The following is a 16003-nucleotide window of genomic DNA, read 5'->3' as shown; positions in this document are numbered from 1 at the left end:
CCAAGATCGTTCCCACGCTCCGCGTGGGAATGCATCAAGAGACGCTCCGCGTCTCAGGGACGCAGAGCGTCCCGGGCGGCATTCCCACGCAGAGCGTGAGAACGATCACCCTAGAGTCAATGATTGACGGTGTACGCCAGCATCATCGAGATCTGGCTCATCGGCCGTCCACCGCTCTCTTCATGCCACTGGTTAAACGCGTTCTGCACCGTCGCCAGATCCCGCAGACTGCTCGGCACCTTGTCGACGATCTTCTGTGCATTCAACGCCGCGACCACGTCGTAGCTCGGCACAAACGTATCCTTGCCGACCATCCGCAAAAACCGTGGCGCCGACAGCCCGCCCAATTGATGGCCGTGCTTTTTCAGGTAGGTCCACAGGCCGACGATGTCGGTCACCGGCCAGTCGGCCAGCAACGCGCCGAAACTGCCCTTCTCTTTCTCGACGTCCAGAATGAACTGCGCATTGCGCGGCACGCTTTTGAGCTTGCCCAGGTGACGGATGATCCGCGCATCCTGCATCAATCGCTCAAGGTGTTCAGCGCTCATCAGCACGACCTTTTCCGGGTCGAATTTGAAGAACACTTCCTCGAAGGCCGGCCACTTGGCGTCCACCAAGCTGTGCTTGAGCCCGGCACGGAACACCCGCAGGGCCATGGTCGAGAGATAACGGTCGTCGCTGATCTTGCGCAGTTGCGCCGGGGTCTTGGGAACGGGCAGATGGGCTTCCAGTTCAGCCGCCGAACCGAAGCGGTTCAGACAGTATTCGTGCAGCCACTTGTAGTCGCGCATGCCCTCTCCTAAAAAATGAATTGAAAACGGCGCCCGCGAGCGCCGTTTCTTTCGAGCGATCAGATCACTTACAGGTTCACCACATTGACGAAACGCGAAGCCGCCGTCTCGTCGATCTTCAGGCTGGTGAAGTCAAACAGGTTACGGTCAGCCAGTTGCGACGGGATCACGTTCTGCAGGCTGCGGAAGATGCTTTCGGTGCGGCCCGGGGTCTTGCGTTCCCAGTCCTGGAGCATTTCCTTGACCACCTGGCGTTGCAGGTTTTCCTGGGAACCGCAGAGGTTGCACGGGATGATCGGGAATTGCTTGAAGTCCGAGTAGGCCTGGATGTCTTTCTCGTTGCAGTAGGCCAGCGGACGGATCACCACGTTGCGCCCGTCATCGGCGCGCAGCTTCGGCGGCATGGCCTTGAGGCTGCCGTTGAAGAACATGTTGAGGAAGAACGTCTCGACGATGTCGTCGCGATGATGACCGAGGGCCATTTTGGTCGCGCCGATTTCGTCGGCGAAGGTGTACAGCGTGCCGCGACGCAGGCGCGAGCACAGCGAGCAGGTGGTCTTGCCTTCCGGGATCAGCTCCTTGACCACCGAGTAGGTGTCCTTCTCGACGATGTGGTACTCGATGCCCAGCTCTTTCAGGTAGGCCGGCAGCACGTGCTCGGGGAAACCCGGCTGCTTCTGGTCCATGTTCACGGCGACGATCTCGAACTTGATCGGTGCAACCTTCTGCAGGTGCATCAGCACGTCGAGCATGGTGTAGCTGTCCTTGCCCCCGGACAGGCAGACCATGACCTTGTCGCCGTCTTCGATCATGTTGAAGTCGGTGACGGCTTCGCCGGCCAGGCGGCGCAGGCGCTTTTGCAGTTTGTTCTGGTTGACCGTAAGAGTGCCCATGACGCGAAATCCGTGAGGTGTGACGAAAGGCGGGCATTTTACGCAAAAACACTTGGCTTGTGGCCACAGGTTGTCGCCCCCTCGAATGCCCGTTTGCACAGACCCCGACGCGATTACCCCGAAGTTTTACAGCGCGATTTGCTCTAAGCCCCTACCACCTGTGCGGTTAAGACCTTTCTATACTGCGACATAAGGTCGCACACAATCTGAAGACCTGTATTTGCTCGGCCGCATTGGCCCGTAGGCGCTCCGCTGGGGGGCGATGGCAATAACGAGAGGAGTGACTGGCATGATCCATCACGTAGTGGGACTTTTTACCCACCCCGATCAGGAATGGAAGGAAATCCGTGGCGACCAGGAAGAAAGCATCAGCCACATGTACCTGACGCACACACTGATTCTGGCGGCGATCCCCGCTGTTTCGGCATTTATCGGCACGACTCAGGTCGGCTGGGTGATCGGCAACCGCGCACCGGTGATGCTCACCGTCGAAAGCGCGTTGTGGATGACGATCATGTCTTATCTGGCAATGCTCGGCGGGGTCGCGGTCATGGGTGCATTCGTGCACTGGATGGCCCGCACGTATGACGCCAACCCGAGCCTGGCCCGTTGCGTGGCATTTGCCACCTACACCGCGACACCGTTGTTCGTCGGCGGGCTGGCGGCGCTCTATCCGCACATGTGGCTGGGGATGATCGTCGGCACGGCGGCCATCTGCTACACGGTGTACCTGTTGTATGTGGGGCTGCCGACCTTCATGAACATTCCGTCCGACGAGGGCTTCCTGTTTTCCAGCTCGGTGCTGGCGGTGGGGCTGGTGGTGCTGGTCGCCATCATGGCGTTTACTGTGATTGTCTGGGGACTGGGCGTGGGGCCCGTCTACACCAACTAGCGACCGGTTCGTCTCGAGAAGAACAAGATCCGCCAACACAGGCCGCCGCAAGGCGGCCTTCTCATGCCTTGAATAAACGTCGCGACCATTCGGCAGTTTGGCGATACGCAACGCCGAAAGGTTGCGGCATACTCCAAATCTCTGGAGATCCATCAAGCATGCCCGAGCAACTCAATACCCGCGTCGAAGACTGTTTCCAACTCGCTGAATCCTTTTTCAAACGTCCCTTCAAACGCCCCGTGGTGAGCCTCAAGCTGCGCGGGCAAAAAGCCGGAGTCGCGCATCTGCACGAGAACCTGCTGCGCTTCAATCCGCAGCTGTACCGGGAGAACACCGAACATTTCCTCAAGCAGACCGTGGCCCACGAAGTTGCGCACCTGATCGCCCATCAACTGTTCGGCGACCGCATACAGCCCCACGGCGAGGAGTGGCAACTGATCATGCGCGGCGTTTACGAATTGCCGCCGGACCGTTGCCATACCTATGAAGTCAAACGGCGCAGCGTGACGCGCTACATCTATAAATGCCCGTGTGCGGATAGCGATTTTCCGTTTTCGGCGCAGCGCCATAGTCTGGTCCGGCAGGGGCGGCGCTATCTGTGCCGCCGATGCCGGAACACGCTGGTGTTCAGTGGCGAGATGCGGGTCGAGTAAGTCAGGCGATCACTTTGGCTCGCCGCAATTCGGCAATACGCTCAACACTCAAGCCCAACTCCCCCAACACCTGATCCGTATGCTGCCCCAGCGCTGCCCCCACATGCCGCGGCGCCGGCAACGCCTTGGAAAACTTCAGCGGGCAAGCGATCTGCGCCTGCGCCGAACCATCTCCACGCGGCACCTGAGTCACCAGTTCCCGCGCCTGCAATTGCGGATGCTGCACCGCCTCGCCCAGGTTCAACACCGGTTCGACACAGGCGTCGATCGCGGCGAACAGCTCGCACAGTTCAGCAAAGTCATGCTTCTCGAACTCGACCTTCAAGGCGTCCTTGAGCGCCCGCTGCTGCTCGGGTTTGGGCGACAAACCCTGCGCCGCCAGTTCCGGCCGGCCCAGCGCCGCACACAGTTGCTGCATGAAGGCCGGTTCCAGACTGCCCACCGACATCCAGCGCCCGTCGCGGGAGCGGTAGTAATCGTAGAAGCTGCCGCCATTGAGCATCTGATCTTCCCAGCCCGGCTCCTCGCCGCAGGCCAGATACCCGGCACCGGCCATGGCATTCAGGCTGAATGCACAGTCGGTCATGCTCACGTCCAGATGGGTGCCCTGCCCGGTTTGCTGACGGGAAATCACCGCTGCCAACAGGCCGATCACCCCGTGCAGCGAGCCGCCGGCGACATCCGCCACCTGCATGCCCAGCGGCAACGGCCCGCTGTCGGCGCGGCCGGTGTAACTGGAGAGCCCGGCCAGCGCCAGATAGTTGATGTCGTGGCCGGCGCGATCCTTGTACGGCCCGGTCTGGCCGTAACCGGTAATCGACACATAAATCAGCTTCGGATTGATCGCCTTCAGCGTCTCGTAACCCAGCCCCAGGCGCTCCATCACTCCGGGTCGGAATTGCTCCAGCACGATGTCGTAATCCACCAGCAACTGCTTCACCAGCTCCAGCGCCTCGGGCTGCTTGAGGTCCAGGGCCAGGCTGCGCTTGTTGCGATTGAGATAAGCGTGACTGGCCGAGCCACCGTGATCGTGGGGCGGCAACACCCGCACCAGGTCGAGACGGGTCGGCGACTCGATGCGCAGCACTTCGGCGCCCATGTCCGCCAGCAGCAGCGAGGCGAACGGCCCCGGCAGCAGGGTCGAGAAATCCAGAATCTTCAGTGAGGCCAACGGTGCAGACATGGGCAATCTCCATCAACGATGCATGCAGCCTAGGCAGCCCTCGGCGATGGGGCAATTACCGGATGCATCAGTTGTGCTGACCGTTGCGCTCAAACAGCAGGCAAGAAAAAACCCGCCGAAGCGGGTTTTTCCATTCAAGCGATGCTTACTTCACATTGCTCGGGGTCGGGCCTTCGGCCACGCCCAGGTCATCTTCAGGACGGGTATCGGCGATACCGCGACCGCCCGAGGCCAGCTCGGCGTCCAGCACGTCGGTGTCCAGCTCCTTGACCCACTTGGCCACAACGATGGTGGCAACGGCGTTGCCGACCAGGTTGGTCAGGGCACGGGCTTCGGACATGAAGCGGTCGATACCCAGGATCAGCGCCAGACCGGCCACCGGCAGGTGACCTACCGCCGACAGGGTGGCCGCCAGCACGATGAAGCCCGAACCGGTCACACCGGCGGCGCCTTTGGAGGACAGCAGCAACACCACCAGCAGGGTGATCTGGTGAGTGATGTCCATGTGGGTGTCGGTCGCCTGAGCGATGAACACGGCCGCCATGGTCAGGTAGATTGCGGTGCCGTCGAGGTTGAACGAGTAGCCGGTCGGGATCACCAGACCTACCACCGATTTCTTCGCGCCCAGACGCTCCATCTTGATCAGCATGCGTGGCAGTACCGATTCCGAAGAGGAAGTACCCAGCACGATCAGCAGTTCTTCACGGATGTAGCGGATCATTTTCAGCACGCTGAAACCGTGCATGCGGGCGATACCGCCGAGCACGATCAGGATGAACGCCAGGCAAGTGATGTAGAAGCAGATCATCAGTTGACCCAGCTGTACCAGCGAGCCGACACCGTAGGCACCGATGGTGAACGCCATCGCACCGAAGGCACCGATGGGCGCGAGCTTCATGATCATGTTGATGATGTTGAACATCACGTGAGCGAAGCGATCGATGAAGTCCAGGATCGGCTTGCCGTAGGCACCCAGGCGGTGCAGGGCGAAACCGAAGATCACCGAGAACATCAGCACTTGCAGGATGTCACCGGTGGCGAACGCGCCGACGATGGTGGTCGGGATCACGTTGAGCAGGAAGCCGACAACGCTCTGGTCTGCGCCTTGAGCAACATAGGTCGCGACTTTCGAGGCGTCGAGGGTGCTGACGTCGATGTGCATGCCGTTGCCCGGTTGCACGATGTTGACCACGATCAGGCCCACCAGCAGTGCGATGGTCGAAACGATTTCGAAGTACAGGAGTGCGTAGCCGCCGGTCTTGCCGACCGATTTCATGTTCTGCATGCCGGCGATGCCGCTGACCACGGTGCAGAAGATGATCGGGGCGATGATCATTTTGATCAGTTTGATGAACCCGTCACCCAGCGGCTTTACGGCCACGCCGAACTGCGGGTAGTAGTGGCCGAGCGCAATACCGATACAGATTGCGACGATCACCTGGAAATACAGGGATTTGTACAGTGGCTGACGAGTCGTCATTGCAAAGTTCCTCAAGAGTCCCGCGCGGCAACATCCATCTGTTGAACGCGACACCTGAATTGCGAACCCTCCTGCACTGGAGGGATTTGTTGTGTCGAACGGCGCTGTTCCGGACCGGCTCGGCGCACGCTTCTGTCGCTCTTATCGCAAACGTCGTGCCACTTTGGTGCAAATCGCTGCAAGCCTTTTGATATCAGGGGATACGGCTTTTTCTGTGTCACCATTCGGTGACTCAAGTGTGGCGGATTTCCGCCAACTCGCCCGACCTCGTCCTACAATTTGGCGGAAATCCGCCTTGTTACCGATCAAAGGCAGCAGCTACCATCGGTCGCCCGAGGAAGGATCTGCCGCCCATGCGCGAACGCACCATCGCCAGTCACTTTGCCCGCGCCGCCCTCGGTGGCGCGGGGCGCTCGGGTTACGACTATTCGGACCTGCTGCAGCAACTGGGTATCAGCCCCGAACTGCTCGACGAGCCGCGCGCGCGGATCGCCCCGGAACAATTCACCCAACTGATCCAGAACTTGTGGCTGGCCCTGGACGACGAATACCTGGGTTTTGGCAACGCACCGAGCAAACCCGGCAGCTTCGCCATGATGTGCCACGCGATCATTCATTGCCGCAGCCTGGAAAAGGCTCTGCAACGCGGCTTATTGTTTTATAGCCTATTCCCCGAAGCTCCGCGTCTGACCCTGACCCATGAAGACGAATGGGTGCGCCTGAGTCTCGACGATGCGCAATTGTGGGACCCGGATCACTTTCTCAGCGAGAGCCTGCTGGTGATCTGGCATCGCCTCGGCAGCTGGCTGATCGGCCAGCGGATTCGTCTGGAACAGGCGAGCTTCAGCTACCCGAAACCGGCGCACGGGGCGGAATACGACCTGCTGTTTTCCTGCCCGCTGGAATTTTCGGCAGCGCAAAGCAGCCTGGTGTTTCACAGTCGCTATCTGCACATGCCGCTGTTGCAGGACGAACGCACCCTCAAGCATTTCCTCGAACGCTCCCCCGCCGACCTGCTGTCCCGCCCGGACGACGGCAACAGCCTGAGCAGCCGGCTGCGTCGCTTGCTCAGCCATGACAGCGCACGCTGGCCGGACCTCGAAGCGGTGGCGGCGCACCTGCACATCAGCCCGCAAACCCTGCGCCGGCATTTGCGCGAGGAAGGCACCAGTTTTCAGGAATTGAAGGATCAGTTGCGCCGGGACATCGCGATTTATCACCTGGGGCGCGCGGATCTGTCGTTGCAACAGATCGCCGAACAACTCGGTTTCTCCGAGCCGTCGGCGTTTCATCGGGCGTTCAAGAAGTGGACGGGGCTGACGCCGGGGGCTTATCGGGCGCAGGCGTGAGTATCAATACAAGCCGATGGGCCGAAGCTCCAAGCGTTGATTATCTGTTTGTCGATACAGAAAGCCACATCAATGGAGAGCCAACGGCACCTCCCGACGCCCGTTCGACAATGCTGAAAGCCTTGGCGGCACCGCCTAACTGATCAGGCCTGTATGGAGCCCTGATTTTCAGATCCTTACCGATCTGGTGCGCTCCCAATGTCTGTTGCAAGGCATACACGGTTCCGACGGCACTCCCCCAAAAAACAAAGGTAAGTACATCTCCGATACTCATTCCGTGAGTGCGGAGCGTGATTGGAGTCTTTCCACTTTCATCGATTATCTCAAGACGGCCACTCTCGAAGGCTCCCAACGAGCCATGGTCAGGAACCGGGCTCCGCAAGTCACCTTCAACTTGAAACTCCGAAACGGGACTGGTCCATTGCTGCCCACCATTGTTCACGGTGTATACAAACGCAACATGGCCATACTTGTTCGCCTTCAGGTGACGGGGTTCAACAGGAATTATGACGTCCTTGCCTGCATCACTCGCCTCGATCCGAAAGTACTTGACCCAACTGGACTCGCAATCAGACCCATGACAGAAAAGGGCAACCAGTGCACCAGGTGAGAGCGCATCTGACGCCCTGATCCTTAGACTCACCCCCTTGTCAGCCAATTCCGAAGAGATGCGAGTGCCTTCGACCTCATCCAACTCAGGCCAATAAATCACGCCCTCAGCCAGATACAAGGTCTTGGGTGAAAAGGGAGGATCAATGAATAAATAGTCGTAGGAGAGTTCCAGAGGTTGGCCTCTGAGGTCAATCGCACGATTGGCGGGTATGACGAGAGTCGTATCCTTATCAGCCGTCGTGATGGTTGTGACGTTCGCCCAATCCGACGACGAATATCTCGTACGAACATGAGCAACCAAAGGTGCCCCGACCTTTTGTCCTGAAAAATAAGGAATTCGAAATGTCATGTCCTTACTCGACACAGTAAGGGGAATCACTCCGTTCTTCGCTCCATCAATCGAAGATGCAGGAAGATCAATTCTGCGTCGGCGCTTCGCCTGAACAATTTTTTTCTGTTCTTGAGCAGTGATGAACGCAACCATTTCCAGTCTCCCTGTTCCGAAAGCATCACGGCTCGATCCCATGATGGACAAAAACAGAGTGTTGGAAATACGCGGAATGAACCACTGTCAGATCTGACAGTGGCGATGAATGGCCATAACCCCGGCGCCACCTGAAAGAGACTCGGCTTCACACAGCCGGGAAATGAATCCTGAACGCCGCCCCACCCATCGGTGAATCCCCCAGCGTCAATTTCGCGCTGTAGCTCTCGATGATGTCCTTGACCACCGCCAGCCCGATGCCCTGCCCCGGGTGCTGGCGGTCCAGGCGTTCGCCGCGTTCGAGAATCCGTGCGCGCTGATCCGGTGGTACGCCGGGGCCGTCGTCTTCGATGCACAGCTCCATTCCGGAATGGCTTTCACGCACGCTGATGCGCACTTCGCCCAGACACAGGCGGTAGGCGTTTTCCAGCAAGTTGCCCATCATTTCCAGCAAGGCGCCCTGCTCGATCGGCACATAGCAATGCTCCGGCAGATCGAAGGCGACGCGTACGTGTTTGTCGCGGTAGACCTTGTCCAGCGTGTCGCACAGGCTTTGCAGCACCGGGCGCAGGCGCACCTGATGGCGCACCAGACCGCTTTTGCGCAGGCTGGCGCGTTGCAACTGGTAGCCGATCTGCTGGCTCATGCGTTCGATCTGGGTTTGCAGCACCCAGGCCTGATCGCGGTCTTCGGGGCGCTGTGCCATGTCTTCGCTGACGCCTTGCAACACCGCCAGCGGGGTTTTCAGGCTGTGGGCCAGATCGTCGAGGGAGTCGCGGTAACGGCTGCGTTGCTGGCGTTCGCTGTGCAGCAGGCGGTTGAGCGAACCGGTCAGGCGCAGCAGTTCGCGCGGGTGTTGTTCGCTGAGGCTTTCTAGGGTTCCGCCTTCGATTTCGTCGAGCTCCTGACTGAGCCGGCGCAAGGCTTTCAGGCCCCAGGTCAGGCCGATCCACAGCAGTGCGAGCAGCACCAGCAACGCTGCGCCAAAACCGAGGTAGAGATTTTCCCGCAGCCCTTCGAGGGTGGTTTCGTATTCGCGCACCGGTTGCAGGGCCACGATGCTGAAGGCCGCGCTCTTGCCGCCGAGCAGTTTGACTTCAACGTCGTAGACGAAGAATTCCTGGCCGTTGGTTTCACGGATCCGCGCGAACTCGTTGCCGAGGCCGTCGTAGCGCGGCGTGTAGTTGATCTTCTCTTCCTGGGTGCCCTTCGAGCGCCAGACCAGGTGCCCTTCGCGGTCATAGATGTAGCCGAGCAGGCGATTGTCCGTGAGGTTGAAGCGCTCGTCGGGCAACTGTGCCGGCATCATCAAGCGGTTGTTTTCAACCCGTGCGGCGGAGATCAGCGTGGTGACATCGGACGCCAGCCGTTGCTCGATCGAGTCCTGCAGCGCCAGGCTGAAAGCGCCCTGCATCGCCGGGAGCAAGGCGAGCATGAACAACACCGCCAGGGTGGTGGCGGCGAGCATCAGCCGGACGCGAAGGGAACGGATCAAGTGCAACGCTCATTGAACAGGTAACCGAGGCCGCGCACGGTGTCGATCGGCTTGAACCCGGCCGGGCCTTCGAGCTTGCGACGCAGACGGCCGACCAGCACTTCGATCACGTTCGGATCGCGCTCGTCGTCATCCGGGTACAGCTGCTCCATCAGCCGATCCTTGGGCACCACTTGCTGGTGATGACGCATGAGGTATTCGAGAATCCGGTATTCGTAGGCGGTCAGCGCCAGCGGTTGCTCGTCGAGGGTCGCCTGCTTGCGATTGAGGTCGAGCAACAGCGGGCCGGCGACAATGGTCGACTGGGTGAAACCGCTGGAGCGGCGCAGCAAGGCATTGAGTCGCGCTTCAAGTTCTTCGAACTGGAACGGCTTGACCAGATAATCGTCAGCCCCGGCTGCCAGACCTTCGACCTTGTCTTGCCAGTTGCCGCGCGCGGTGAGGATCAGGATCGGAAACGTCTTGCCGCCCGAGCGCAGCTGGCGGATCAGGTCGAGGCCACTCATGCCCGGCAGTCCAAGGTCGATCACCGCCAGGTCAAAGTTGAATTGCCCGGTCTGGTACAACGCCTCTTCGGCATTGGCCACGGACTCAACCACGTGACCACTCTCCGTCAGGCGGGTTTGCAGGTGATGGCGCAACAGCGCTTCATCTTCGACAACCAACAGTTTCATGACGCTCTCCCGGGTAAATCGACAACTCCAAAGGCTTTCGCCTCACATGGCTGCGCCGGGTCGCCCCTCGAAGGACGACCCGGCGCGGGCCTGACGCCAATCGCTTAGAAAGCGTAGTTGGCCGACAGGTAAGTCTGGGCGCTGCTGGTCAAGTCCAGCGAGCCTTGCTTGCTGCCGCCGCTCTCTTTCATCTCGGTGCTGGCGTTGCTGCGCAGGTAACGGTAACCGAGTTCGACCGAGGTGTTCTGCGAGACTTGTTGCAGCACACCGAACTGACCGCCGACCGCGTAACCGATGTCGCTGTCGCGGCTGTAGCCCGGCGAATCCTGGGTCAACTTGGTCAGACCGGCCGTGGCACCGCCGAACAGCTTGGTGCTGCCGCCCACCGGGTAGAACAGATCGTAGCTGCCCAGCAGGTTTTCCTGGCGCAGTTTAATGCCATTGTGCGAGCCCGACACGTTGTCGTAGGTGGCGTAGTAGCGACCCTGGTTGTTTTGCTGACCCAGGCGCAGGCCGTAGGTGTTGTTGCCGTCAATGGCCGCAGTGGCGTCCGGGTGGCCGAGGTTGTCGTTCAGGGCGTTGGATTTTTTGATCTTGTCGCTGGTCTGGCCAAAGGTCAGGCCGGCGAAGTTGGTGGTGGTGTCGGCATGAGCGGCGATGCTCGCGCTCATGACGGTGAAAGCCAGCAGCAGTTTGTTCAAACGAGTCATTGAGTGTTCCTCAGTTGTGCTCTTCGGGTATGGCGCAAGGTTACTGACCCTCCCCTGTACCGCCCCTGAACGCTCTCTGAACCTGGCCTGAATGAAATGAACTAGGCTGTTTTGACCCTTTATTGTCCGGAGACACGATCATGCGCCTGCTATTGACCCTCGCCCTGCTCGTCTTCAGCAGCCTCAGCCAGGCTGCGATCAAGACCGAGGAAATCCCCTACCAGAGCGCCGACGGCACCAAGCTGATCGGTTACTACGCCTACGACGACGCGATCAAGGGCCCGCGCCCCGGCGTGGTGGTGGTGCATGAATGGTGGGGCCTGAACGACTACGCCAAGCGCCGCGCCCGGGACCTTGCCGGGCTCGGCTACAGCGCGCTGGCCATCGACATGTACGGTGAAGGCAAGAACACCGAGCACCCGAAAGACGCGATGGCCTTCATGCAAGCCGCCACGCAGAACGCCGATGCAGCGAGCAAGCGCTTTCAGGCCGGGCTGGATCTGTTGAAGAAACAGCCGCAGACCGACAGGGATAAAATCGCCGCCATCGGTTACTGCTTCGGCGGTGGCGTGGTGCTGAATGCGGCGCGTCAGGGTGTGCCGCTGGCCGGCGTGGTGAGCTTCCACGGTGCGCTGGCCACCAAGACTCCGGCTACGCCGGGCAGCGTGAAGGCGAAAGTCCTCGTCGAACACGGCGCGCTGGACAGCATGGTCACCCCGGACAACGTCACGGCGTTCAAGTCGGAAATGGACAAGGCCGGCGCCGACTATCAATTCGTCAGCCTCGACGGTGCCAAGCACGGCTTCAGCAATCCTGACGCGGATCGCCTGAGCCACGGCGATCACGGTGGCCCGGATATCGGCTACAACAAGGCCGCCGATGAAAAATCCTGGTCGGACATGCAGGCGTTCTTCAAGAAAATCTTTGGCTGATTCCGGTTAACCGATCGTTCCTGCGCTCTGCGTGGGAACGATCACTTCCTCTGCACTATCCAGCCCGAAGACAACCCGGCAAAATGCCCGACATGACTGCCAGCCCTTTCCTCCCCGCCTGCTGCACCCCGCTCGATGCCCATTGGCCGCTGCCGACGGTCTTGCCTCATACCGTGCTGCTGAGCACCCATTTCGACCCGTCGCAACTGCTCGCCGATGACTTTCGTCGTAGCGCCATCGAGCCACCACCGAGCATTCAGCGTTCGGTGGCCAAGCGGCAGGCGGAATTCCTCGCCGGGCGGATTTGCGCCCGGGCCGCGTTGCAGGAGCTGGAGGGCACAAGCTGCGTTCCGGCGATCGGCGAGGATCGCGCGCCCATTTGGCCGGCGCACATCTGCGGCTCGATCACCCACAGCACCGGCCGCGCGGCGGCGATTGTCGCCAACAAACAGCACTGGCGCGGGCTGGGCATGGACCTGGAAAACCTGCTCAACGCCGAACGCGCCGAGCGACTGGCCGGAGAGATCCTGACCCCGCCGGAATTGCAGCGCATGGCCGCCGGCTCCCGGGATCAGATCGCGCTCTGGGTGACCCTGACCTTTTCGGTGAAAGAAAGCCTGTTCAAGGCGCTGTACCCGATCGTGCAGCAGCGCTTCTACTTCGAACACGCCGAGGTACTGGAATGGAATGAACAGGGTCAGGTACGGCTGCGGCTGCTGACGGATCTGTCCGGCGAATGGCGCAGCGGCAGCGAACTGGACGCACAGTTCGGGGTGCAGGACGGGCAGTTGCTGAGCCTGGTCAGCATCCAGCCGTAAGCAGTTTCAGCGCCGCTCCTGATTCCTCGGCCAGCTCAGACTGAAACACGCCCCGCCCAGGCTCTTGCTCTTGCCAATCAGCGCCCGGCCGTCGTGCCAGTGGATGATCCGCCGCACGATCGACAGGCCCAGCCCGTGTCCGCCGGACGCCCGGGTGCGGCTGTCGTCCAGACGCAGGAACGGCGTGAAGATTTTCTCCCAGGCGGTTTCCGGCACGCCGGGGCCGTCGTCCTCGACATCCACCCGGCAACGCATCTGCCCGACCTGATAACTGACCGTGACCTTCGAACGCGCATGGCGCATGGCGTTGCTCACCAGATTCTGCAAGGCGCGGTGCAGGTAACGCGGCTCGGCCTCGACCCAGGCGTCATCGCAATCCGCCGCCGACAGGCACAGACCGCGTTGCACCGTGACTTCGGCACGCAGAGGCGCCAGCTCTTCGATCACCTGATTGACCAGCGCATCCAGATCGATGCGCTGGAAGGTCAGCGCCGGTGAGCCCTGCTCAAGCCGGGCGTACGTGAGCATTTCGTCGACCAGCTTATCGAGGTCCTCGATGTCGTGGTCCATGCCCTCGCGGTATTTTTCCAGCGCCTGCGGGGTGGTGGCCGAGCCGATCATCTCCAGCCCGAAACGCAGGCGCGCCACCGGCGTGCGCAGTTCGTGGGACACCGCGCGCACCAGTTCACGCTGAATGGCGAGCAACTGCTGCAAGTGCTCGGCCATGCCGTTGAACGCCGCCGCCAGTTTGCCCACCGAGTCGGCACCCCGGGCCGGCACCCGGGTTTCCAGACTGCCTTTGGCGATGCGCGTGGCCGCAGCTTCGAGTCCACGCAAACGCCGCTCGAGCTGGCGCACCAATAAATAGACGATCAGGCCGATCAGGGTCAGGCCGAGGGCGGCGATCAAAACCAGCCATTCCGGCGGGTACGGGTTCATCTGATACAGCGGCCCGATTTCCAGCACCCACGGCGTGCCGACCATCCCGGCGAACACCCGGATCGAATCGCCGCCCTTGCCCAGCGCCATCACCGTATCGCCTTCGGATACCCGACGGCTCTGGTCTTCGTCCATGTCCGCGTCGCTGACGGTGACCAGCCGCAAATCAAAGCCAAAGCCTTTTTCTTCCTTCAATTGCGCCAGGCGTTTGGGTTGCTCGCCCACCGGCACCCGCACCAGCTCATCGGCCAACAGGTAAATGGTCGCCCGGGCCAGTTGCTCGCTGATTTGCTGGACCTCGCCCACCAGCACAAGCTGCTCCTTGTCGCTGACCAGCCGATAGACCTTGGCCGCATGCGGCCCGGTCTGCTCCACCAGGGCCTGGCCGCGCTGCACGCGAGTGCGCTGGGTGAGGTCGAGATCGGTCTGAGCAAAGGTTTTCAATGCCAGCGGAATTCCGAGCAGCCGCTCCCACACCAGCAAGGCGCGATGGCGCTCGGTTTCGTTCATCGGCTGCAGGTTGTCGGCCATCAGCGAAAACGTGCCGTGGGCCAGACGCTCGCGGTATTGCTCGCTGCGCACCTGGTTGAGCAGGTGCAGCGCCAGCACGCCGAGCACCGCCACCAGAATCAGCGCCGCGCACATGCCGCCATAGATGCGCAGGAAGATCGAATTCACAGCGGCAGTTCTACACAGGCTTCCGGTACGAACAGGTAGCCTTTGCTGCGAATGGTCTTGATCAGGCGCGGGTGATCGGGGTCGTCGCCGATCTTCGGGCGGATGCGCGAGATGCGCACATCGATCGAACGGTCCTGGCCGTCGTAGCCGATACCGCGCAACGCGGTGAATATTTCTTCCCGGGACAGGATCCGTCCAGCGTTGGACACCAGCAGCCAGAGCAGATCGAATTCGGCACTGGTCAGCTCGATGCCGCTGTCGCTGAGCCACGCTTCGCGCAAGGCGTTGTCCACCACCAGCGGGCCGAATTGCAGCCGACGCGGATTGCCCGCTGCCGGCTCCGGTGTGTCACTGCGTCGCAGCAGCGCCTGGATTCGCGCCAGCAAGAGTCGCGGGCGTACCGGTTTGCAGACGTAGTCGTCGGCACCGAGGTCGAGGCCGAGGATCTGGTCGGCGTCGTCGGTGCGCGCGGTGAGCATCAGGATCGGCCCGTCGTAGCGATCGCGAACCTTGCGGCAGATGCTCAGGCCGTCTTCGCCGGGGAGCATCAGGTCGAGGATCACCAGGTCCGGCTGCTCCTTGATGATCCGCGCCGCCGCCAGCGCGCCGTTGCCTTCGATCTCCACGCGCAATCCGTTGGCTTGCAGGTATTCACGGGTCAGTTCGGCCAGACGCTGGTCGTCCTCGACTATCAATACCTGCCAGGCTTCTTGCTCCACGGGTGACCTCTGCTTGCCGATGCTGCTTATAAAGGAAGGATCCTCCCGTCTTTTTGTCATCTTTAAGGAGGATAAGAATGCGTGCGCATGGGCCGATTGTATAAACGGCGTACAGCCAGAACACAAGTCGGTAAATGCGTTCGGACAAGGCGGATTTTTGTGATAGGGTTCGCGCCCTTAAAAATCCGCTGAAGCGTTTTTCCCGGCGAAAAAACAGTGACAAACGGTCTAGCTCAGCAGGTTAGCGGCCTACACGGGAATTCCTGGTTTCTTACACAATTTACGCACAGGTTTATCCACAGCTCGTACGTTGCAAGCCCCCTCGAAACGCATTATCTTGTAGCACGGCGCAAAGAGACCCCCTACATATAGGGTTTTTCGTTCTAGAGCCCAACCACATTTCAGACCTGAAACTCAAGTGCTTTATTGCCGGTTTCCGGTTGAACCAAGCAAGTTTTTCAAAGCCCAAACCGCACTTGCGGATGGCACCGTTTTTCAGGTTGGCAACGACCGGAACGGTACGGGTGTTGCAGTCGTTACTGTCACCCTGGAAGTAACCCGGCTCGAGCCTTGGCTCGCGGCCGAAAACTTCGGCAAGGATGCGGCGTCATTAGCCTTTTTCCTACTGATCCGAAGTTGTTATGCCCGACGCCCGTCGGTTGTAGTGCTTCGGACCAGAACGGTGAGCACCATGATGGTGC

15 protein-coding genes are annotated in these 16003 nt (G+C 60.6%); 5 read left to right on the top strand and 10 right to left on the bottom strand.

Annotated elements, in window-relative coordinates; all coding sequences use genetic code 11:
- Nucleotides 1-116: 116 nt before the first annotated feature.
- Together QRN46_RS13150 and ttcA are read right to left on the bottom strand one after the other, a co-directional pair.
- Nucleotides 117-791, bottom strand: coding sequence for a DNA-3-methyladenine glycosylase I (locus QRN46_RS13150; protein ID WP_085683575.1), 675 nt, complete (start codon nucleotides 789-791; stop codon nucleotides 117-119).
- Between the two features lie 68 nt (nucleotides 792-859).
- Nucleotides 860-1684: a tRNA 2-thiocytidine(32) synthetase TtcA gene (ttcA, locus tag QRN46_RS13145; protein ID WP_011335493.1), complete on the bottom strand. Its 825-nt coding sequence runs from the start codon at nucleotides 1682-1684 to the stop codon at nucleotides 860-862.
- A 289-nt stretch (nucleotides 1685-1973) separates the two neighbouring features.
- Between ttcA and QRN46_RS13140 the strand changes: the two genes are divergently transcribed.
- Together QRN46_RS13140 and QRN46_RS13135 are read left to right on the top strand one after the other, a co-directional pair.
- Entirely contained in the window at nucleotides 1974-2576 is a 603-nt protein-coding gene (locus QRN46_RS13140) for a Yip1 family protein (RefSeq protein ID WP_007957761.1), read from the top strand.
- A 158-nt stretch (nucleotides 2577-2734) separates the two neighbouring features.
- Nucleotides 2735-3229 (top strand): SprT family zinc-dependent metalloprotease, encoded by a 495-nt coding sequence (locus QRN46_RS13135; RefSeq protein WP_007957760.1) that lies wholly within the window; start codon nucleotides 2735-2737, stop codon nucleotides 3227-3229.
- Nucleotide 3230: 1 nt separating this feature from the next.
- Here the strand turns inward: QRN46_RS13135 and QRN46_RS13130 are convergent, their stop codons facing one another.
- Together QRN46_RS13130 and QRN46_RS13125 are read right to left on the bottom strand one after the other, a co-directional pair.
- Entirely contained in the window at nucleotides 3231-4412 is a 1182-nt protein-coding gene (locus tag QRN46_RS13130) for a CaiB/BaiF CoA transferase family protein (RefSeq protein WP_011335495.1), read from the bottom strand.
- A 145-nt stretch (nucleotides 4413-4557) separates the two neighbouring features.
- The gene (locus tag QRN46_RS13125) at nucleotides 4558-5892 is read right to left on the bottom strand and encodes a dicarboxylate/amino acid:cation symporter (RefSeq protein WP_007957758.1); all 1335 of its coding nucleotides are present in this window, start codon (nucleotides 5890-5892) and stop codon (nucleotides 4558-4560) included.
- A gap of 353 nt (nucleotides 5893-6245) precedes the next feature.
- Between QRN46_RS13125 and QRN46_RS13120 the strand changes: the two genes are divergently transcribed.
- On the top strand, nucleotides 6246-7241 hold the full coding sequence (locus QRN46_RS13120; protein WP_201815969.1) for an AraC family transcriptional regulator: 996 nt from the start codon (nucleotides 6246-6248) through the stop codon (nucleotides 7239-7241).
- Between the two features lie 40 nt (nucleotides 7242-7281).
- Here the strand turns inward: QRN46_RS13120 and QRN46_RS13115 are convergent, their stop codons facing one another.
- The 4 genes from QRN46_RS13115 to QRN46_RS13100 all read right to left on the bottom strand — a co-directional run bounded on the left by QRN46_RS13115 (nucleotide 7282) and on the right by QRN46_RS13100 (nucleotide 11216).
- Complete coding sequence (locus QRN46_RS13115; protein ID WP_201815973.1) at nucleotides 7282-8337, bottom strand: hypothetical protein; 1056 nt, start codon at nucleotides 8335-8337, stop codon at nucleotides 7282-7284.
- A 148-nt stretch (nucleotides 8338-8485) separates the two neighbouring features.
- The gene (locus QRN46_RS13110) at nucleotides 8486-9832 is read right to left on the bottom strand and encodes an ATP-binding protein (protein ID WP_221615381.1); all 1347 of its coding nucleotides are present in this window, start codon (nucleotides 9830-9832) and stop codon (nucleotides 8486-8488) included.
- Nucleotides 9829-10506, bottom strand: coding sequence for a response regulator transcription factor (locus tag QRN46_RS13105; RefSeq protein ID WP_011335499.1), 678 nt, complete (start codon nucleotides 10504-10506; stop codon nucleotides 9829-9831). Before QRN46_RS13105 ends, QRN46_RS13110 begins: the two co-directional genes overlap by 4 nt.
- Nucleotides 10507-10610: 104 nt before the next feature.
- A complete protein-coding gene (locus QRN46_RS13100) occupies nucleotides 10611-11216 on the bottom strand; it encodes a hypothetical protein (protein ID WP_285355081.1) in 606 nt (201 codons plus the stop codon).
- 140 nt (nucleotides 11217-11356) lie between these two features.
- On the opposite strand from QRN46_RS13100, the gene QRN46_RS13095 reads away from it, so the two are divergent.
- Both QRN46_RS13095 and QRN46_RS13090 read left to right on the top strand, forming a co-directional pair.
- Nucleotides 11357-12148 (top strand): dienelactone hydrolase family protein, encoded by a 792-nt coding sequence (locus tag QRN46_RS13095; RefSeq protein ID WP_285355079.1) that lies wholly within the window; start codon nucleotides 11357-11359, stop codon nucleotides 12146-12148.
- A 92-nt stretch (nucleotides 12149-12240) separates the two neighbouring features.
- A complete protein-coding gene (locus QRN46_RS13090) occupies nucleotides 12241-12966 on the top strand; it encodes a 4'-phosphopantetheinyl transferase family protein (protein ID WP_285355077.1) in 726 nt (241 codons plus the stop codon).
- A 6-nt stretch (nucleotides 12967-12972) separates the two neighbouring features.
- Here QRN46_RS13090 and QRN46_RS13085 read toward each other — a convergent pair whose 3' ends face one another.
- Nucleotides 12973-14583 carry an ATP-binding protein gene (locus QRN46_RS13085; RefSeq protein ID WP_285355075.1) on the bottom strand — a complete coding sequence of 537 codons (1611 nt, stop codon included), beginning with the start codon at nucleotides 14581-14583 and terminating at the stop codon, nucleotides 12973-12975.
- Nucleotides 14580-15302: a response regulator gene (locus tag QRN46_RS13080; RefSeq protein ID WP_201816000.1), complete on the bottom strand. Its 723-nt coding sequence runs from the start codon at nucleotides 15300-15302 to the stop codon at nucleotides 14580-14582. The genes QRN46_RS13085 and QRN46_RS13080 overlap by 4 nt, the downstream gene beginning before the upstream one ends.
- Between the last annotated feature and the right edge of the window lie 701 nt (nucleotides 15303-16003).

The sequence above is a fragment of the Pseudomonas sp. lyk4-R2A-10 genome (genome assembly GCF_030209075.1).
GTDB lineage: Bacteria > Pseudomonadota > Gammaproteobacteria > Pseudomonadales > Pseudomonadaceae > Aquipseudomonas > Aquipseudomonas glycinae.
The sequence above is the reverse complement of the archived record's forward strand: the minus strand, read 5'-3'. Positions and strand labels throughout refer to the sequence as shown.